This is a genomic window from Lentzea sp. NBRC 105346, assembly GCF_030269605.1.
Taxonomy (GTDB): Bacteria; Actinomycetota; Actinomycetes; order Mycobacteriales; family Pseudonocardiaceae; genus Lentzea.
On the sequence record NZ_BSTQ01000001.1, the window covers coordinates 438,962 to 460,168 of the forward strand.

Annotated in this window: 12 protein-coding genes; 8 read left to right on the forward strand and 4 right to left on the reverse strand. The window is 67.5% G+C overall.

The window, feature by feature from the left end; all coding sequences use genetic code 11:
* Window positions 1-3: 3 nt before the first annotated feature.
* From QSK35_RS01525 to QSK35_RS01555, 7 genes are all read left to right on the forward strand, one after another.
* Window positions 4-900, forward strand: coding sequence for a PP2C family protein-serine/threonine phosphatase (locus tag QSK35_RS01525; protein ID WP_285741446.1), 897 nt, complete (start codon window positions 4-6; stop codon window positions 898-900).
* Window positions 901-956: 56 nt separating this feature from the next.
* Window positions 957-1,904 (forward strand): bifunctional DNA primase/polymerase, encoded by a 948-nt coding sequence (locus tag QSK35_RS01530; protein WP_285741447.1) that lies wholly within the window; start codon window positions 957-959, stop codon window positions 1,902-1,904.
* A 534-nt stretch (window positions 1,905-2,438) separates the two neighbouring features.
* On the forward strand, window positions 2,439-2,624 hold the full coding sequence (locus QSK35_RS01535; RefSeq protein WP_285741449.1) for a hypothetical protein: 186 nt from the start codon (window positions 2,439-2,441) through the stop codon (window positions 2,622-2,624).
* A 389-nt stretch (window positions 2,625-3,013) separates the two neighbouring features.
* Window positions 3,014-3,769 (forward strand): hypothetical protein, encoded by a 756-nt coding sequence (locus QSK35_RS01540; protein ID WP_285741451.1) that lies wholly within the window; start codon window positions 3,014-3,016, stop codon window positions 3,767-3,769.
* Between the two features lie 477 nt (window positions 3,770-4,246).
* A complete protein-coding gene (locus tag QSK35_RS01545) occupies window positions 4,247-4,750 on the forward strand; it encodes a hypothetical protein (protein ID WP_285741453.1) in 504 nt (167 codons plus the stop codon).
* Between the two features lie 644 nt (window positions 4,751-5,394).
* Complete coding sequence (locus tag QSK35_RS01550) at window positions 5,395-5,886, forward strand: single-stranded DNA-binding protein (RefSeq protein WP_285741454.1); 492 nt, start codon at window positions 5,395-5,397, stop codon at window positions 5,884-5,886.
* An 892-nt stretch (window positions 5,887-6,778) separates the two neighbouring features.
* The gene (locus tag QSK35_RS01555) at window positions 6,779-7,699 is read left to right on the forward strand and encodes a hypothetical protein (RefSeq protein ID WP_285741457.1); all 921 of its coding nucleotides are present in this window, start codon (window positions 6,779-6,781) and stop codon (window positions 7,697-7,699) included.
* Between the two features lie 226 nt (window positions 7,700-7,925).
* Here QSK35_RS01555 and QSK35_RS01560 read toward each other — a convergent pair whose 3' ends face one another.
* A complete protein-coding gene (locus tag QSK35_RS01560) occupies window positions 7,926-8,375 on the reverse strand; it encodes a hypothetical protein (RefSeq protein ID WP_285741459.1) in 450 nt (149 codons plus the stop codon).
* 345 nt (window positions 8,376-8,720) lie between these two features.
* Between QSK35_RS01560 and mobF the strand changes: the two genes are divergently transcribed.
* The gene (gene mobF / locus QSK35_RS01565; RefSeq protein ID WP_285741461.1) at window positions 8,721-13,835 is read left to right on the forward strand and encodes a MobF family relaxase; all 5,115 of its coding nucleotides are present in this window, start codon (window positions 8,721-8,723) and stop codon (window positions 13,833-13,835) included.
* A gap of 1,453 nt (window positions 13,836-15,288) precedes the next feature.
* On the opposite strand, the gene QSK35_RS42800 is transcribed toward mobF, so the two are convergent.
* The 3 genes from QSK35_RS42800 to QSK35_RS01575 all read right to left on the reverse strand — a co-directional run bounded on the left by QSK35_RS42800 (window position 15,289) and on the right by QSK35_RS01575 (window position 21,055).
* Window positions 15,289-15,546 carry a hypothetical protein gene (locus tag QSK35_RS42800; protein WP_502881610.1) on the reverse strand — a complete coding sequence of 86 codons (258 nt, stop codon included), beginning with the start codon at window positions 15,544-15,546 and terminating at the stop codon, window positions 15,289-15,291.
* 2,840 nt (window positions 15,547-18,386) lie between these two features.
* Window positions 18,387-18,908: a hypothetical protein gene (locus QSK35_RS01570; RefSeq protein ID WP_285741463.1), complete on the reverse strand. Its 522-nt coding sequence runs from the start codon at window positions 18,906-18,908 to the stop codon at window positions 18,387-18,389.
* Window positions 18,905-21,055 carry a type IV secretory system conjugative DNA transfer family protein gene (locus tag QSK35_RS01575; protein WP_285741465.1) on the reverse strand — a complete coding sequence of 717 codons (2,151 nt, stop codon included), beginning with the start codon at window positions 21,053-21,055 and terminating at the stop codon, window positions 18,905-18,907. The genes QSK35_RS01570 and QSK35_RS01575 overlap by 4 nt, the downstream gene beginning before the upstream one ends.
* Window positions 21,056-21,207 lie beyond the last annotated feature (152 nt).

The window sequence follows — 21,207 nt, forward strand, 5'->3', positions numbered from 1 at the left end:
CACATGAGCCCGACCGTCTACTCGGCCGGCGGACTGCTCCTGCACAAAACAAGGACCACTCCATCTGATCCCACCCCGTTCTCGGCTGCGGGAGCCCTCGCCGAGTGCGTGTGCGGCTGGCAAGAGACCGCTCCGCACCGCCGGAAGGCACGGGCACAAGCCCGGATCCATCTCGACACCGCCTCCCCGACGCTGGCGTTCCACCCGGCGGCGGTCTCCGATCAAGGGCCTCGCCAGCACAACGCCGACGCTTATGCCGTCCACGTCGACGACACCCGCAACCGGGCCGCCTGGGCGGTGGCCGACGGGATCGGCGACAACGAGCATGCCGCCGAGGCGGCCGCTATCGCCGCCAATGCGGCCGTCCGGGCAGCCGTCCAAACGGGAGCCGTCGATGCTGTCCTCGCCGCCGGCCACGAGGTCCACGACTATCAGATCGCAGACACCGTCCTCGTTGTCGCGGCCGCGCTTCCCCCGGAGGACGGCGGCGGCTACGACGTCGCCTGGGTCGGTGACTGCCGCGCCTGGCAGTGGAACGGCACCACCCTCACCCAGCTCACCGTCGACCACACGCAAGGCCAGCTGTACCGCGACTGCGGCAACCCAGCGCTGGCCGCGATCGCGGACGCCTACGACCACGTCGTCATGACCACGGTCGCGACAGCGACTGTTGACGACATCGGGCACACACGGACCACCGGACCTCACCAACGTCTGCTGCTGGCCAGTGACGGCGTCAGCAAACCCCTACCGGCCTCGAGCATCGCACGGACCATGCGGACCTTCGGACACCAGCTCGCCATCGCGAGCAGGCTCGTTCACGCCGCCCGATTCCACAACGGCAGCGACAACGCCACCGCACTCGCGATCAACCCCGTGTTCGACCTGGATACGCCGTGACCAGCGACATCACGCCGACAACCAGGGGTAGCCTGGTCTATGGGAGGTGACCGGCCGTGAATACCACGTCGATGCCGCGCCAGCCCCCTACAGGCCGACGCACACCGCCGCGGCTCGCCGCAGCACTCGCCGCCGCCGCGCGCGGCTGGCCGGTCATCCCGTGCTACCCCTACAGCAAGTTCCCGGTCCCCGACGACTGGGACACCGTGGCCACCACAGACCCGGCACAGATCGCCGACTGGTGGGCGGCCGCGCCGTACAACATCGCGATCTCCTGCCGAGCAGCCGGACTGATCGTGATCGATCTCGATCCCGCACACGGCCAGGAACCCCCCGACGAATGGGCACACCGAGGCGTGACGCACGGCCGCGACGTTCTCAGGCTGCTCGCCCTTGAGGCCGGCGAACCGGACCCGCTCGACACCTACCGCGTGCGCACGCCATCCGGCGGCGAGCACCGCTACTTCCACGCGCCCACCGACGTGGAACTGCGCAACACCGTCGGACGCCTCGGCTGGCACATCGACACCCGAGGCCGCGGCGGCAACATCATCGCAGCCGGATCCATCCGCCGAGTCGACGGCGGACGGCGCCTGTATCGACCAGTGCACCCGATCCGCCCGGTAGCCACCCTTCCATCATGGCTCGCCGCCGCGCTCACCCCACCGGCGCGTCCAGCGCACCCCCGGACGCGCGCAGGGATCATCGTGCCGGCGCGGCGAGTCGCCGCCTACGCCGCGGGCGCGGTGAAAGGCGAGACCGCCGCGGTACAAGCAGCCCAGGTCGGCACTCGCGCAAACCGGCTCTTCATCGCCGCGATCAAGCTGGGCCAGATCGTCGGCGCTGGATGGCTCGATGAACGCGAGGCCATCCATGCACTGCTCGTCGCCGCGCACCAGCACAACGGCGTGGAAGGCTGGACGTCTGAGGAAGCCCTTCACCACATCGAGAACGGCCTTGCTCGAGGCATTCACGAACCACGCGACCTTCTCGATGCCGCCTGACTGAGCATTCCCAAGTGGGTGGTTCGACCAACACATTCGGTCGAACCACCCACTTTCCTTTGCTGTGAGGCGAAACCCACCACCAGCGATGTGGCGCAGCGGCAGCTCGTGTCTCCCCACGGACCTCGACGCCGACTCGACAGTCACAGCGGCCAGGGGAGTCGTTCGCCCGCGACGACGTGGACACTCGCGAAGCCGACTCGTATGACGGCTGCCCGCTCTCGCGCGGTGCCAACGAATCCGTCGCATCGCGTCTGACGACGCGCCCATGCCACGGAGGTGAGGCTAACGATTGCGCACAGACTCACGACGCGACGTACTCGCCGGCATCCTGCACGCCGGCCTGTGACGTGCCGGCCCGCTCGGCAGCCTTTCGACTGCCCAAGCGGGCTCACCCGGCAACTCGTAACGCAACGCCAACATCATCAGTCGCGGAATGCGGTGTCAGAACTGCAGACACTCAAGCGCTGAACCAACTTCAACCAATCAACGACCGATCTGCACGAACCCTTGCGACACACAGGAGGATCAACTATGGCTGGCGAGACCACGGGCCCGGCCGTAACCAGCCATGAGCCCGATCCCGCTGACAGCATCGAGCACTACAACGCTGTCGAGGCATTCCGACCGGATGACGTCGACATGGCGACTCACGACGCGCGCCGATGCAACCTGCCGGTGGACGTCTGTCCCGCCTGCAGTGCGGCCGAGCGCGACTAGCGCTAGGGCCCTGATCTAGGACTGCATGGTCAGCCCCGACACCCGCGAACTGGACGACCCCGAACCCGAGTCACGAGCCTGAACAACGACATCCTGCACGTCAATCTGTGACCTGCCAGTCTGCTCAGTCGCCTTTGACCCGCCGAGCAGGCTGATCCGGCCAATCCTGGCCCTGCGCGTGTACATGCCGGGTGATCGGTCGGATGCGGTGTCCGTTGGCTGAGCGCGCACATGCCTACGCACTGGCACACCGCCCACAGCGGCCTGCACCCGCGAACCCCGCCTCGGGCGCAGCCGCTCGCTCGAAACGACTCAACCAACCGACACGAACACTCCCGCGGCAGCGTCCCGCCGGACCGAGACCGGTTCGCAACCCCAATGGTGAGGTCATGCAGGCTTCGTCCGACACATCATCCGCCCTGGTCCCTCACACCTGCCAGCCCTTTCTCGGCGACCAGGTCGACGACCCCCGTTTTCCTCTGACCTTTCAACAAGACCCGTGGTGCTGGACCCGCCAAGTCGGCTACCACCGTGCATCATCGCCGTCTGTCACAGTCGAGCTCACGCCGGCCCGAGGCCGCAACGTCGTGGTCAGCAACGACAGCATTCGAATCGATCAGGCGATGTCCCTAGGCCTCGGCTGGGGAACCTGTAACGCTGCCCCCGTACTCGACGACTTCCTGAGGCACTTCCTGGACCTCGCCGACTACGCCGACTTTCCCAGCGCTGAACCGTTCACCCGGCTCGGACACGCGGCTCGCAGCTACAGCCAGCTGTCTGACTGGGCACACCGCGTCCGTGCGCAACAGCACGTCCTGCAGACCGCATCGCGCGCAGCTCGCATCAAACTTTCCCCACCCTGGAACGAGATCCTGGACCGCGTTCAGGCAGGCGACCCTCTGGACACGCGGACTCTCACGCTCGTCGCCGAGCTCGGAGCACGAGCGTGGCGGGAGCGCTTCGAGTCGGACGAGGCAGCTCAGCATTACCATCTGCGCAACCTCGTCCTCGCGACCAACGGGGACACCTGCGTACCGGGCGTACGCAGCCTGATCGCGCTGTACACGGCCACCCTGCCCAGCACGTCACAGGCAAGGCACTGGCTTGACGTCACTGCCGAGGCCTTCCTCAACATCCCAGCTTGAGCCCCCCAGACATCCTCCAGCCTGACGGCACGTGCCGCCTCTTGATTCGTCGCGAGATCACAGATGCAGCCGCGACAGCGAGAGGACCGTGCTGTGTACAACGACTTGGATGACGTCGACAGGTGCGGGCTGTCCCGCCGGATGTGGGTGCCGCACGCTAGCGGAGCCTGGGCCGCGGGAGTGCGAATGCGAAACGGGGGAGTGCGGCAAGGCCTGGGTGTCACGGAGCGCGCGCGGCGGGACAACAGTGCTGTTGCTTCCAGCCGTACCCCAGAGCGGTAGCACCCAAGAACCGATCGACTGCATCGTTCCCAACGCTCAAGCACGCAGCCGGACTTCCGCCTCACCGACCTGAGCAGAGCGACTTCGGTAGCACCCAAGGAGTCTCTGCTGCTGCGACCTTCAGCTTCGGGTCGCCTTTCCAACCACAGAGAGGATTCCAGGCTGGACACGAGCGCGACCAGAACCGTGGATGCGATGCACTCCCTTGTCCGCGACATCGCCTCGGACCACAGCGCAGACATGGAACAGGCGATGGCATTCATCGCGGGATTCCTGCTGTGCGAACACCATCACCCAGTGTGGAGCGACTGCTCGGACTGCGAGCGGCACCGCTTACCGATGCCAGCCGTGTCCGAGCTCGCGCCCATCCGCGAGTCGATCCTGAATCGATCTCCCAGTCCACTCGACATCCGAGTCCGCAGCCACGCAATGCCCGGTGTGGATGATCCCACCGGCACCCCGTGGTACGACGCGCCCTTCTCCGCCTGGATCAAAGCCGCACAGGACCAACGCCTACATCTGCAGGCGTGGGGCATTTGGTGGCCTGCTGTGGAGATGGACAGCTACGACGAGACGAGAGATTGCGGTGGAGTAATTGCTGGCTACACCTGGTACACGATCAAGCTCAGCCACGGAGCACACCGCTATGTCTACGCCGAGCGATTGCCCATAGCCGTACACGAAGACGACTTGCCGTGACAGGACACACGTCCGCGCAACCGCGCGCATCATCCTGTCTGCCTTGCCCACCAAGGCCGGACTAGCGACCTGACGGACCACGTGGGCACGCAAACCCTCACATCGATCGACATCTCCTCCGACAGCGACAACGCGTCGAAGGCCGCGTGATCAGAAGGAGGCCACCCACACCCCACCTAAAGGGGGACAACGATGATTCGGCATGACCTCACCTCTCTGGCGACAGACGCCTCCGCAACCCTCGAGGTCCTCGTTGGCTATGTCCCCCAGTGAGAGACCTACTTCGCGGAGGTCGTCATCGAATCCGACGACGGCGAGATCGACTTCGCAGTAGGGATCGGAACCGCCCTGAAGAAGGTAACCGACCCCTTCGCGATCGTTGACGCCGTCCGTCCTTACACGACGATTCCAGGCGGCCTGCTCGAGGCTCTTCGCGGCGACCGGGGCCGAACACCCGCAGGCGCTAACACCGTCACCACCTGGTGAAGCCACAGTTCCACGTCACGTAGTCACCGCCCGCTCACGCCCCATCCACCGCAGCGCCACGCGAACCGGCCAGCGACAGAACCCAGGCAGCCACCGTCGAACGCAACCTAGCAACGGCCTTGCACAGCGCCGGACCTGAATTCGTTGAAGGAGACACCATGGCCGAGAACACCAACTACCACGTCGGCGACCTGACCGCACCGCCCCAGCGCCGCAAGACCAAGAGCGTGACCATGGCGACGTTCACTCTCGGCCTCAACAACGATCGCCGGTTCGACCGCAAGACCAGCCGCTACATCGACGGTCCCGCCGCGTTCCTCAACGTTGTATGTTTCGGAGAGCTCGCCGAAAACATCCTGGCCAGCGACTGGCACGCCGGTATCAAGATCATCGTCATCGGCCATCTGTCCAACGACGACTACATCGACCCCGCCACCGACAAGACGATCTCCGCACTGCAGATCAAGGCCATCCACGCAGGGCCCAGCGCACGATTCAACCCGGTGACGGCGGGCAAGGCACCCGAGGACGTAACCAGCGCCACCATCCGACACCGCCACGAACCGGTCCGCGCCGGCGACACCTTCGCCGGGATCACCGCGGCGCTCAAAGACCGGGCCCGGCAGGCTCAGATGCCCGCCGCCGCCTGACACAAGACATCGTGGCGTCGATTGCGCTCGATGTGGCGGTGGCGCGCACCGTGGGGTGACGGGGCTCGGTCCGCGCCGTCTAACACCGAAGGCGTGCAGGCTGATGGCTGGCGTTCCGGCGTCACAATGCCGAAGGGTGTGCCAGCGGCAGAAGCCCGAAGGCTTACCGTCCTAGGACGGCACCGCAAAGACTGCCGCCGGCACTGCTCCGATGTCACAAGGGCATGCCGTGCCCGTTCATCGAGGCGTTGCTCACCATACCGGTCCTCAACAATGTTCGACGCGGGTGTCCAGCTCCGTGTCGGTCGAACGCATTTCCCCGTGTCCGCCGATCGGTCCAGTTCATGGATCCGGTAAGGAAGCCTGGGGCGGAGATCACTGGTTCGGCGCGGTCACGTGCAGCGCTGTGCTGTCGCGCGGCCTGACACCGCGCTCGCGAGGCCCCGCCGAGTCCGGCCGTCGTCCGCCGTAGAGGGGCTGCAAGTTCCGTAGGGCTTGCGGCGCCGGCCTGCGCGGTACCAGGGGGCTTCCGCCCCCTGGACCCCCGCAGGCCCTGCGGACGGTCCGCGCCCTACTTTGCTTAGCGGTGCACGTGGGCAGGCGCGGACCGCCCGCAGGGTCCGACTCCAGTCGTCGGACGCTGGATCACGCGGCGAAATCCATTCCTAATCAGCCCCTCTCGTTGCGTCTGTACATCATTTTCGAAATGGCTTTAGACGTGGCGATTGTGGATTAATTGGATACAATTTTGTGACCGGGAAAACCGTCGTAAGACTTCCATATGCGCTGGTCAGTGCGGTATGGTTCTTGTTGTCAGGAACAAAGTGAAACGTCCGCCAGGGACCGCAAACTCTGGCTATTCACAAAAAATGCCAACAAAGAGGTAAGTCTCATGACGAATCCTGTCGCTGTTTCGGAAATTCTCGAAATGATCGAACTCGCGCTCGACGTGGAAGACCACCACTACGCCCTCGAACTCGCAGGCGAGATCATCGACCACGCCGACCCCGACACGCTCGGACTGCTCACCGAGATAGCCGAGACGTTCCAGACCTACCCCAAGATTGCGCCCGTCAAGCTGGGGGAAACGTGGAAGCGCTCCACGGCCGAGGACCGCGAGATCATCGCGACCTGTGTTGAGATCCGCAGGGAGCGTCAGCACAGCCCAAGCCCGGAGAGCGAATCCGCAACCAAGCCCGAAGTGGTGTTGCGCGCAGACGTCCACACGCCGTCACCGCGTGAGGCCGACGAACTGTGGACCGGTCGCCCCACCGACACCGCCAGGTGTGACAAGGTGCGCCGCAAGTTCAGCGCCGAGGCCCGCCGCGACCCGCGCCCGCCCAAGACCGAGGCAGAGAAGCGGGCAGACAAGGTCTTTGCCAGTTACCGCCGCTTCCGTGCCGGAGTCGATGACTACGCCGTCCGCGAAACCCCGCCCGGCTACGAACTCGACTACGACGACGCCGCCATCCCCCCGCTGCGCGGTCTCGCGTGCGTCCAGTGCTTCAGCGAGCGCACTCCGCAGGATCACGACCAGCGTCACGACGACGGACTGTGCACCGAGTGCCGCAGCCTCAACCGCCCAGGACTCCCGTCCCTGCACGCAGACCCCTACCGGGACGAAGTGATCGCGAACCGATGCTCGTTCATTGCCGCGACGTATCGCCGCAGCACCGCTCATGCGATCTTCCGCCGCGAATGGTACGGCTACTCGCCTGCTGACCACGTTGACTACGTCGACTGGGTCTTGAACTGGCTCGAAGGCCGCGACCCGCGAAGCGTCCGTTACGAAGACCTGTCCAACGTGGCCTGACCCTCACGTCGGACCGGGGACCCACACCACCACGGGTGTGCGTCCCCGGTCCCCGCTGCGCGAGGCCGGGGTGTGCCGGGCATCGAGCCTGGCACACCCCGGCGAAGGCTGCCGCCCTCGCGCTCCCGCCGCCTGCGGCGCAGCGGAACCGCCTACGGCGGTACTGAGCACCTTCCGGCGGCTACCAGCCCACGAACGCGCACACCGGCCCGCCGCTCTCGGACTCCTAAACCAAATCGTCCACATCGGACATGCTGGCAGGCGACAACGGCTGATTCCGGACAGGCGCATCGACCGGGGGAGTGCCGCCGTCAACGACGGCTGGCGTGCCCTCCTGTTGCGCGGCACCACGAGCCGCACGCCGCCACTGCCGCAGACGCGACACCGACAATCCCGAGAAACGGGCCAGCTCCCGATCGTCGAACACCTCAAGCGCGCGATCCACCTCACGCCCCGCGTCCGCCGCCGCATTCTCCTGCTGCGCCCGCGCGTGCTCCTTTGCGTGCTCCAGAGCGGCTTCCGCCGCAGCGACCTCGACACGGCCCCGTTCGCCCGCATCGGCCCACTTGGCCGCAGCCCGCAGCACACCCCGGATCTCCACCTTGCGCCGCTTCGTCCGCGCGCGATCCTCGGCGGCGAGCGCCGCCTCAATCTCCTTGGCAGTACGCGCATCCACTCGCCACCCCGATTGCTCCGGCAACACGTCAGCGTGCCTGAACCTAGACACGCCCCAACCACGTCCCCAAGCAGAACAGGCCAACTAATGCACGCCGCACCTTGCGTCCCGTCCCCGCGCCGCTGCGCGCCGCCGCCCCAGTCATCGTGTGATCACCCTGCGTCGCAGGCGATCGGATCCCAGCGTGAACCGCTCAACAGCAACGGCTTTGCACTAAGGTATCCCTAGCGGGATACGCCACAGGCGACCGTCCACGACGGACATCTCGTCACCCCCACAAGTCGCTTCAGACGCGCACACGCCCACCCCGGCGGCGCGTCACGACCTGTGGGAGGTGCTCGGCACGTGGCCTACGTGACGCCAATCGGCTTCAACGCCGAGCAGATCGAATACCGCCTCGACGGCGGCCACGGCTGCAACTCCAACGGCAACAACGACCGCCGATTCTCCCACCGCACCAACCGTGCCAAGCGGACGACGGCCTCTGGCGCCGCATCGACCGCCGAGGACCCGCAGGTCGCCTACCGCACCCAGGGCGCCGAGGACGGGAACCTGGTGTGGTTCGGCGCGGGACTCGCCGACGTCGACATCCAAGCCGGAACCACCCTCACACCCAGCCAGTTCCCGCTCGCCCGCAACCTCATGGCATGCCGGCACCCACACACCGGCGCACAGCTCGTCAAACCCAAACTCGGCGTCTACGAAGACGCCAAACTCCCACTCGCCCCACTCATCCGCGCGATCCACGCCATCGCGCACGAAGCCAACGTCCCCGTCAGCGAAGTCCTGCACGACCCCACCATGCGCAGCCGCCTCGCCGCCGCGGAACGCGCCGTCGCATCCAAAGGAGAGGGCGCGAACCTCCGCGCCGACGAAGCCGGCGAGCTCGCCGACGCCGCCCACCTCAACGTCGACCACGTCTGGGGAGAAAGCCGCTACGCCACCGCCGTCGGCAACCTCTGGGAAACCGTCACCGAAGTCGACGCCGACGGCAACCTCCAGGAACACCGCCGCAAACGACGCCGCATCGTCGGCAAAGCCGGCTACGACGTCACCATCGAAGTCCCCAAAGAAGACAGCCTCCTACTGGCCTTCTCCAGCGAGGACGAGACCACCACCCTCAAAGAGATCTTCCTCGACGCCGTCGAAACTGCACTCACCTGGCTCGAGAACACCACCGCCTACGCCCGCCGCGGCAAACACGGCGGCGGCAAGACCGCGCAAACCGTGCAAGGAAACGGATTCCTCGGCTGGTACATGATCCACCCCGCAGCACGCCCGGTGAACGGCGCCACCATCGGCGACCCGCACTGGCACATCCATTTCACCCTGGCCAACCTCGTCCTCGCCGACGGCCAATGGAGCACCGTCGCCGCCGGCGGCCGCGACCTCATGCGCCACATCGCAGCCCTGCAACAACTCGTCCACGCCCTCATCCGCCACCAACTCCACACCCGCCTCGGCGTCCACTACCTCCACGACACCACCGGCCGCCATCCACGATGGAAGATCGCCGGCATCCCCGACGACGCCGTACACCGCTTCTCCAAACGCAACAACGACATCCACGACGCACTCATCAGCCTCGGCTACGACCCCGACACCGCCAGCCGCGCCCAGCACCGCATCGCCGAACAACGCACCCGAAACCCACGAACCGACGCCCACCTCGACCCCGACACCACCCTCCAGCAGCTGTGGCAGGCCGAAGAACGCGACGCCGGGGGAGACCCCAACCAACACGCCCGCCGCGTCTACGCAGGCGGACACGACCCCGACGACGTCGACCCACCGCCGCAGCACCCGCGTGTCGACGCCGCCAGCATCGCCCAAGACCTGCTCGACCCCGAGTCCGGTCTCACCGCACACAGCCGCCGCTTCTCCCGCATCGACGCCCTGCGCCGCGTCGCCGCCGCCCTGCCCACCGGCCTCGCCACCCCAGTCGAACTCGAGATGCTGACCGATCAAGTGCTGGCCCACCCAGGGTTCGTCGAACTACCCGCCAAGCACACCCTCGTCAACGGCACCGGCGCCCGCCGAGACCTCGGCAGCACCGGCATGCGCAACGCCACCTTCTACAGCACCCACGACGTCGTCGACGCCGAAAAGGTCATCCTCCGCGCCGCCAAAGCCGGCTCACCCGACCAATCCGACGTCCGGGTCACCGACACCGACCTCATCGCCCTCAGCATCGACATCGCCCAAGCCTCGCTCGGCTACGAGCTCGCCGACGAACAACACACCGCACTCATGCGGCTCGTCACCGAAGGCCGGGCGATCGACACCGTCAACGGCGTCCCCGGCAGCGGCAAATCCACCCTCATGCGCGCCGTGCGCATCGTCTTCGAGAACTCCGGATACGTCGTCGGCGGCGCCGCCACCGCGGCCGTCGCCGCGTTGAACCTCCAAGCCGAATCCGGCATCCGGTCCCGCACCGTGGCCTCGATCGTGCATGCCATCGGCGAAGCCGACAGCACTGTCCTGCACGGCGTCGACGTCCTCGTGGTCGACGAGGCCAACCTCACCAACGACCGCGACCGCGCCGCGCTGTACCAGCGAGCCGCCCAGACCGGCACCCGCATCATCGAGATCGGCGACTCCCAACAACTCCGCGGCGTCGGCGTCGGCAGCCTCTTCGGCCGCGTCCACGAGATCGTCGGCGGCGCCGAGCTCCGCGACAACCGCCGCCAAGCCGAAGAAGACGAACGCGACGCCATCGCCGCCTGGCGCGACGCGCGCTACGCCGAAGCACTCACCATGTGGGACGGCAAAGGCCGCCTCGTCGCCACCGAAACCAGCCACGAAGCCACCGCCGCCATGCTCGCCAAGTGGTGGGAACAACGCCAAGGCGCCACCGACCCACACGCCGAGATCCGCGGCCTGGTCATGCTCGCCGCCACCAACACCACCGTCACCCGCCTCAACCAAGCCGCCCAAGCCCTCCGCCTCACCGAGAACGAACTCGGCAAAGCCCACACCTACGCACTCGCCGGCGGCGGCACGAAAGTCCTCCACGTCGGCGACCACATCTTGCTGCGCACCAACGCGTGGAACGACCCCCAGCTCGCCGACGTCGCCGTCCTCAACGGCTACCGCGCCGTCATCCGCGACATCGACCACGACGGGACCATCACCGCCGAGTGGCAACTCGAAGGCCCCGACGGCATCGAAACCCACACCGCCCACATCACCTCCACCTACGTCGCCATCGGCGGCGCCGACCTCGGCTACGCGCTCACCGTCCATAAGAGCGAAGGGCTCACCGTCCGCGACCAATGGGCCGGACCCGACGGCGAATCCTCTGGCGCCACCGTTCTCTTCGCCGCGGCAGGAGCCGACAACCCCGCCCTCCATGTCGGCACCAGCCGTCACCGAGGCGCCGTCTGGATCTACACCGGCCGCCAGGAACTCGAAGACGACCACGACACCAACGAACGCGGCGTCCCCACCACCCGAGCCGAACTCACCGACCGCGCCACCGAGAAACTCGCCGAACGCGCCCGCGCCACCGAACAATCACCTGACGACATCCCCGTCGTCGTCCAACTCGGACTCCCCGAGTTCGCCGCCGAAAGCGGCGCCGAGGCAACCCAGCAACAACACCAGCACGACGAAGACGCAGCTGCGGCACAACGCGAAGCCGAACGCCGCAAGCAACAACGAGCAGAACGCACCGCGGCGCACCGACGGGCACGCGCCGAACGCGAAGCCCAAGACCAACGTCGCCAAGACACCGCCGCCCTACTCCTGCGAGAGGTCTGGCGTCACGAACCCGACCTCGTCGAGGACATCATCAACGGCGCCGCCTTCAGCGCAGTCGCACGGAACATCACCGACATCGTCGATGACTCCCACCTCGACATCCGCGAAGTACTCGCCGAAATCCCACTCGACACCATCGCCTCCGACGACATCACCGACAAGACCCGGTTCACCGCGTGGGCCATCCGCGACGCCGCAGACCGCATCGTCACCGGCCAAGCCGACGTCGACCGCGACCGCGCCACCCGCCGCCGCGCCTTCGATCAGATGCGCGACCAGACCATCGACCTGCTCCGCGAAACCTGGGCCGACCGACCAGAACTCGCCGAAGCCGTGATCGACTCACCGGCCTTCGACGCCGTCGTCCGAAACCTCGACCGCCACACCTCCGCGGGTTTCACCGCGCGCGAGCTACTCGACAAGCTGCCCATCCGGAAGATCGAATCACCAAACGTCATCGACAAAGCGAAGTTCACCGCCTACAGCATCGCCCGCGTCGCCGAACGCGAACAGCAACGGCGAGAAGAGCAACAACATCAGGCCGACAAAGCCGCCGCCGAACGACACCGCCTGCGCATCACCGCCGAATACCTCCGCGATGCCTGGCCCAACCACCCCAACCTCGCCCAACGCGTCATCGACGGCCCCGCCTTCGGGGCCCTCGCCCAGCGCGTCGAACAAGCCCTCGACCACGACCTCAGCATCCCCACCATCCTCGCCGACATCCCACCAGAACAGATCGGCGGCAGCCGCGTACGCAACCCCTCCGCATTCACCACCAGCCTGTTCACCGCCGCCGTCGAACGCCACCAAGCCGAGCAACAAGCCCAGCCAACAGCACCCAATCGCGCTACCGCAGCTGCGGTAGCCCACTGGAGCCAACGCGAACACGGCCGAGTCGACGACATTGTGCTCCAGGCAATGCTCGCCGACGCACAGCATCAGCTTGAACGCCTCCTCGATGAGCAACGCCAGGCCCATGAGGTCGCGGCGGACCGTCGCGCAGAAGCGGAGAACGAATCCGGCGCCCACGTCCGAGAGGTCGAGCAGAACCTCACCCAATGGAGAGAGCGCGCCGCAGCCATCGAACGGATTCTTCAGCTCGACACACTGTGGCAGGCGGCCACCCAACGCGCCATCGACACTGCCGGCGAACGCGGCGAACTCGAGCACGAACTTGAGGAACAGAAGGGATTCTCCCGTGCTCGGCGCACCGAACTCACCGAGAAGATCGATCAGTACCATCGGGTGGAGACACTGGCACATGCCGAGGCGCGCGAGCTCGCCCAACAAGCGGCATCACTACAACACCTCGCCGGTCCACGAGACCAGTACGACAAGGTCCTCGCGCGCCTGCGAGCGATGGAAGGCGACTACCAGCACGCCCGCGAAGCAGCACAACGCCGCGATTTCCACACCGCTGAAGCCGCCGAGCGACATGCCGCCCGCCTCGCCGAGCAGACCCAGGTACATCAATGCGTCCTGGAGAGCCTGCACACTGAGTACCAAACTCGACAGCAACTGCCAGCTCACGAACACGAGGCCGAACAACGGCAGCGCAGCGACACGCTTGAACCCGTCCTGGCCAACAACCAACCGGAGCTCGCGCCCGCCCCGTCCCAGCCCCACGAACACCACATCGCGGACACCGAGTACATGCCAGAACCACAAGCCGAACCACCCACACGCGAGCTGTGACAAAGTCGCTGCTCTGGACCCATGCGCTCACACCGAAGGCTTGATCTCGGAGTTCGGACGATCGCCGCGCGCGCAGGATCCAGCGCGCCGTCCAGCCGCAGCAGCATGGCCACGACGGACGCTCCCCGCGTGCGCGGGGTCCAACTGGACATGTGCCTGGCCAACTATGTCTCGTTCGGACGATCCCCGCGTGCGCGGGGTCCAGGAGCGCCTGGAGATCCAGGAACGGATCGAGGACGGACGATCCCCGCGTGCGCGGGGTCCAGGACACCACACCACCGCCGGCGAAGGTGACCGGGGGACGATCCCGCGTGCGCGGGGCCAGGCGCGGAAGGCCGTCCCGTCCACCTCAGCCAGCGGACGATCCCCGCGTGCGCGAGGTCCTGGGGGCCCAGCCCTGTGGGGAGATGTCTGGGTCGGGACGATCCCCGCGTGCGCGGGGTCCAGGGTGCGGTCCACACCGGGTCGAAGCCGCTCGGCGGACGATCCTCGCGTGCGCGGGGTCCAGCCCGCTCGTCGCGACGGTGGCGAGTTGGCCAGGGGACGATCCCCGCGTGCGCGGGGTCCAGAAGGTGACGTCCCAGCGCATCCGGCCGTACACCGGACGATCCCCGCAAGCGGGGTCCAGGATCGGCGGCAGCACCAGACGCCGATCCAGTGGGACGCTCCCCGCCTGCGCGGGGTCCAGGGCACGACCACCCAGCTCGCGGGCCTGTACCCAGGACGATCCCCGCGTGCGTGGGGTCCAAGTGTTGCGGGCGTGCGCCAGCAGCGCGATCCGGGGACGATCCCCGCGTGCGCAGGGTCCAGGGTTCCGGCGTCGTGCACAACAAGGACACCGCGGGACGATCCCCGCGTGCGCGGGGTCCAGCTGGTCTGGGCGGCCATCGGCTGTCACGGGTGCGGACGATCCCCGCATGCGCGGGGTCGAGAGCGTGCGCGGGGTCCAGTTCACCTGGCGAGTTGCTGCGCGTCGTCGGCCCGGACGATCCCCGCGTGCACAGGGCCCAGCAGTGGTGCCCGGTGGGTCCGGACACGAGCGCGGGACGATCCCCGCGTGCGCGGGGCCAGCTCGATCGCCCGCGCGTTCGCCGCCTCGTCGGCGGACGATCCCCGCGTGCGCGGGGTCCAGATCGGCGAGATCCAGGAGCCGACGAAGGACGTCGGACGATCCCCGCGTGCGCGGGGTCCAGTCAGTGGTGAACGTGATGTTCGTCCAGGAGCTGGGACGATCCCCGCGTGCGCGGAGTCCAGACCCGGACCGCGATGACGCCGCGAACACCGAGCGGAAGAACCCCGCATGCGCGGGGTCCAGGACCGGCAGTCCGAACCGGGCCGCTCGAACGTGGGACGATCCCCGCGTGCGCGGGGTCCAGAAGACGCCGGCTGCGGTATGGCGGCGACTCGATGGACGATCCCCGCGTGTGCGGGGTCCAGACGCTGCTCGCCTGGCTCAAGTGGGGCGGCTTGGGACGATCCCCGCGTGCGCGGGGTCCAGCTGTCCGGTGCGACCGCCGAGATCATCCGCACGGGACGATCCCCGCGTGCGCGGGTCCAGGCCAACCCGGACGGTGACCACCAGTTCGGCATCGGATGATCCCTGCGTGCGCGGGGTCCAGTACTTCGCGAGCAGCCGCGCCGCACGCACCTCCGAACGATCCCCGCGCGCGGGGTCCAGGAACACATCGGCTTCCTCCGAATCCACAGGCACGGACGATCCCCGCATGCACGGGGTCCAGCCGCCCGGTGACAGCAACCAGGAGAAGGGGATGGGACGATCCCCCGCGTGCGCGGGGGTCCAGGATCTGCCCTCCCTGCACCGCATCGCCACCGAGTGACGATCCCCGCGTGCGCAGGGGCCAGACTGGATGCGAGCGTGTACGGCTGATCGGTGAGGGACGATCCCCGCGTGCGCGGGGTCCAGGGCACCTACTTGGACAACTCGCGCAACACGGTCGGACGATCCCCGCGTGCGCGGGGTCCAGAACCTCACCACGATCGTGACCGAGTTCGGCACGGGACGATCCCCGCGCGCGCGGGGTCCAGGGCCGGGGACGGTCTCATCCGGGCTGCGGTGCAGGACGATCCCCGCGCGCGGGGTCCAGATCTGGATGTCCGTCCCGCCTCCGTCAAAGCCGGGACGATCCCCGCGTGCGCGGGGTCCAGCTCCAGACCGCCGCCGATCTTCTCCTCGAACACGGACGATCCCCGGCGTGCGCGGGGTCCAGGCCATCGACGAGTGCGCCGAGCTCGGGGTGAGAGGACGATCCCCGCGTCCGCGAGGTCCAGCAGGGACACCGCGGTCTCGCCGATGCGGCGGGCGGACGATCCCCGCGTGTGCGGGGTCCAGCCGGTGTCAATAGTGGCGTTCTAGCACGTTAGGGGACGATCCCCGCGTGCGCGGGGTCCAGCCCGGTTGGGGCTCCCATCGCAGACAGGAGCCCGGACGATCCCCGCGTGCGCGGGGTCCAGGTCGGACGAGTACCGGCTAACGATCCCCGACGAGGACGATCCCCGCGTGCGCGGGGTCCAGTCCGTCAGGTCGACGCCGAACACCTTCTGCAGGGGACGATCCCCGCGTGCGCGGGGTCCAGGAACACCCTCTCGTTCGGTGCGCTCACCTCACAGGACGATCCCCGCGTGCGCGGGATCCAGGCCTTGCCGCCGCGCACGAACATTCCGGCGCAGGGACGATCCCCGCATGCGCGGGGGTCCAGTCCGCGCGCACCGCCGCCCTCATCCTCATCGGCGGACGATCCCCGCGTGCGCGGGGTCCCAGGCCGCGTGGGTCGCACTGGTGTCATACAACGCCGGACGATCCCCGCGTGCGCGGGGTCCAGACGGCGCCGGACTGGGAGAACAACGGGTCCTGGGGACGATCCCCGCGTGCGCGGGGTCCACATCGTCAGTGACGCGATGCGCCGGACCTGGCTCCGAGGATCCCCGCGTGCGCGGGGGCCAGGGCACGAAGGAAGCCCAGGCGGCGAGCAAAGACGGACGATCCCCGCGTGCGCGGGGTCCACGACTGCAGCAACGTGCGCGGGAGCACCAGGTAGGGACGATCCCTGCGTGCGCGGGGGCCAGGTCGGGATCCAGTCGGTGAACGCGGCGTCGTTGGGACGGTCCCCGCGTGCGCGGCGTCCAGCTCGCCGCCGGTCAGTTGATCGAGGCGCAGGGCGGACGATCCCCGCGTGCGCGGGGTCCAGAACCATTCGAACGGGATGAGCAGGTCATAGACCGGACGATCCCCGCGTGCGCGGGGTCCAGCTACCTGCCCGCGTCCGCCGCCACGAACTTGGCGGACGATCCCCGCGTGCGCGGGGTCCAGCCCTCGGCGACGTTCTCCAGCGACGCCCCGTAGGGACGATCCCCGCGTGCGCGGGTTCCAGTTCACCACGATCATGCCGAGCTGCAGCTTGTCGGGACGATCCCCGCGTGCGCGGGGTCCAGGCGGCAAGCACCGCCGCAGTCGTTGTCGCGCTGGGACGATCCCAGCGCGCGCGGGGTCCAGATCGACAACGGGGAGGTGCCGTCGATCAAGGAGGGACGATCCCCGCGTGCGCAGGGTCCAGCCCGACAAGGTGGCTCACATCTCCTCGGCCGTCGGACGATCCCCGCGTGCGCGGGGTCAGCTTTTGTGAAGTTGCCCCCGTGCGCGGGGGTCCAGGCCGACGAACCCGAAATCCTGCCCGGCGACCTCGAACGATCCCCGCGTACGCGGGGTCCAGGCGCACACAATCGCCACCTCGAACGCGGACCACGGACGATCCCCGCGTGCATGGGGTCCAGGTTCCGGCCAACCAGGTCGGCATCCAGACCAGTGGACGATCCCCGCGTCCGCGGGGACCAGACGTAGGCGAGCACGGGGTGCAGCCACAACGGGGGACGATCCCCGCATGTGCGGGGTCCAGTCGCTGGCGGCGCACAGCGCGGGCCACACGATCGGACGATCCCCGCGTGCGCAGGGTCCAGCGGACCCGGCAACTGCTGAACAACACGACCACCGGACGATCCCCGCGTGCGCGGGGTCCAGGCCGCGCTCACCGCACTGGGCATCACGTGGGTGGGACGATCCCCGCGTGCGCGGGGTCCAGCCCACCTGCGGGGAGCCGCTGAGCACGCACAGCGGACGATCCCCGCGTGCGCGGGGTCCAGGCCTTCTGAGCTGCCGTTCCGTGAACGGTAACAGTGGTTCTCATTCACTCTCATCGATCTTGTTGCGTGGTCGTCGACGTAGGTGCGCGGACTTCCTGTACTGGTAACAGGACTGCGTGATGGCCGGTCCGGAACCCCCGTCCTACCGTAGCTACGGGTCTCACGCCCCAGGTACTCGTCGGCGTACCGGGCTTGAGCACATCGGTTGTACCGAAACGTCCTGTCGCCCGCAGGCCACGGTGCTCCGGCGCCGGATGCACGCTACGCACAGTCGCGAGCCGACCGTGCAGCAGGTACGACGCTGCTGCATCTCGAGCTGGGTGAGGACAGCCAGGTGGATGACGGAGATGCTCTCATTGAGGAGGTCGCTGTCATAACGTTCGTCGGTGGTGGGGCCTAGGCGAAGCCGAAGTGTTGTGAGATCAGCGATTGCGTTTCGGACAGGTCGGTGGGGGAGTACTCGCTGAGCTGTTCGTCGACGGTGGTGCGCCAGGTAGCTGTGTGCTCGCCGGCACGGCAGGAATGAGGATCGCGACCGAGCATGTGGTCGAGCCTTGTGCGGAAGCTGGCGAGGTAGCGGGCGTGGTAGTCGACTGCGATCAGTGGTGTCGCCTTGGGGTCGTGGTGGGCGTGGTAGTAGGCCCATACGAGCACCGCCAGTTCGTGCGCCAAGCCGGGATGAAGAGGCCAGCATGGAGGAATCAGTTCTTTCACTGTCACGGCGTGGACCCTGTTGTAGAAGTGGACCCATTCGCGCACCACTCGCGCCAAGACCGCAGCCTGGTCTTTCTTGAGTGCGGCCCATGTCCATGGAGTGCGCCGCAGTGTGTTGGGCGGCGTGGCCGCTTGATAGAGCGTGATCAGTGCTCGCGTGTCTGCTGTGGTGAACGGCTCACCTGCGAGGGGATCATCGGTCACGTGTGATCACCACCTGGTCGCACCTTGAAGTTTGAACCGGTCGACGCGGCGTCCCCCTGCGCGGTTACGCTGGCGCGGTGCTGGTTGCGTGCCCGGCGGACTATCCTGCGGACGTCGGCGACCTCGCGCAGAATCCGCCGGTACGACCGGAATCGGTCACGGATCAGCGGGCAGTGACCAAGGAACAGGCCAACACCGCGAGCCGCGATCACGGCCTGTCCCTGTTGCAGCTTCTGCTGATCCGAGACGGGAAGCGCCTCGATACGGGTGAGCTGCTCGGTGTGATCCTGGCCCCCGACGCGGTCGGCGCGCAGTTCGGTCCCCGCACGTGTCGTCAGCTCGGCAGCGACGCTCATGTCCAGTCCGCCAACGACAGTGACACCGCAGGATTGGCGCAACGCACCGGCCTGGTCGCCGTATAGCTCGTCTTCATGTGTGCTGGTCTGTACTGAGTAGACGAATCCGACACCGTGTTTGCGCATCGTGTTGCCGACATACGGCAAATTCGGTACCACGACCGAGTGCCGCAGCTCATCAAGCACGGCCAGAAACGGAACAGGCAGCCGTGCACCCCCGTGGCGCAACGCCGCACGCCTGGCCGCGATGAAGACCTCGGCGGTGAACATCGACAACAGCGGCCGGACAGGTTCGATCCGCTCGTCGTCGGCCAGCACATAGATCGTGCCGCCACGGCCGATCAACTCCACCGGGTCGAAGTCGGCCCGAGCTCGGGTGCTGCAGAACCGGCGGCCATCTCGGCTGACCAGTGCGCTGATCCCGAGCAGGACGTACCGCTCGACACCTGACGTCGTGCCCTCAGCGCGCCGGTCGAGGTGCTTGTCCAACGCGGTCAACGCGGTCGGCTCGGCCCGCCGATCATCAGCGAGCAGACGCCTCGGCGTCGGATGATCGGTGTCAGCCAGCCACGATGACAGCTCCTCGAGCTCCCGCCCACCCAGCGCCGCGGCGTGCAACCACGCAGCGATCACATCGGCGGCCGACTGTCGCCAGAACCGGTCCTCACCGCTGTTGCGAGACTGACCCTTGTCGGGTTCGGTACCGCTGACGAGTGCGCGGGCACGGCGCAACGCGACGAAGTGATCCTCGCTTCCGGGAAGCGGATTCCACCGCACCTGCGGGAATCCTGCCGACCAGAGGTTGTCTGGATCGGAGAAGTCAGCGACCGCGACGGGATGCTCGCGTACCGCACGACGGCTTGGCAGCACACGCAGGACGGGCCACCGTGTCGGAGGCCGGCGAAAGCGCCGCGCCTGAACCGTGTGCGTGAACAGCTGCTGCTCGTTGGTGGAGATCAGAGCCGCCGCAGGCAAAGTACGGACGATCGGCACCAGCAGCCGCAGGGTCTTGCCCCAACCTGTATGGGCGATGATCCGGACGTTGGACTCGAACCGCGCCCACAACTCGACACGGCGACCGGTGAACCTGCCAATGGAGTGACCGAGGTGGTAACCGAACGCCGACGTCGGCAGCAACACTCGGTGCCACCACGGAGTACCAGGCCAGGTCACCTTGCCGTTGCCGCGGGCGTGCCGCGCGCCCAGCGAACGACGAATATCCGCTGCGTCTGCCAGCCCGTCGCGCCGTCGCCCCCAGACCCCGCGGACAACGCTCTGCAGCCAGAGTGTCCACAAAGGTATCGCCAGAATCGCCGACCACAAAAGCGATACAGGCCAGCGCACGGCGACGGGCAATCGCCACCTGCTCGCAGTCTCGCCGTCATCCTGCAGTTGTGGCCGGGGGATCAGCGGGTCTGTCGTGACGCCGCCCGACGACGGTCGGTATCGCGGCAGCCCCACGAGCCCTTCGTTGCCGCCATCGACAAGTGGCGACCGCACGTGCACCGTGATCGGAAGCCAACCATGGCCGCTCACGAGCGCGACCACACCCGAGACGAACCACAGCGACGCGGCCGCACCGATCACCGCGATCAACACCGCCCAGACGCGGCGCTTGCGCTCCCGCACCATGAGCCGACCACGGCTGCCCCGTTGGGCGTATCGCGCACTCACTCCAGATCGCCTCTCCTTCCGCGTGTCCCACGTGGTGGCGCCTGAGCGGCTCTGCATCGCCACTCGGCTGCCGAAGATCACGGGCTTTCGTAATGAATTCCCTGGTTCGTGAAGCACCCGTCCTGCGTCCGCGCGGCCGCGACTTCACACACGGAACCGATCCGGCGTTGTCAGCAATCTCTGCACAAGAATCGGTCTCGCGAGGAATGCAGGTCGACCAAACCGCTGCAAGTCATGCACCGCGCTGCAGCGGGTGTTATGCGTCGCAG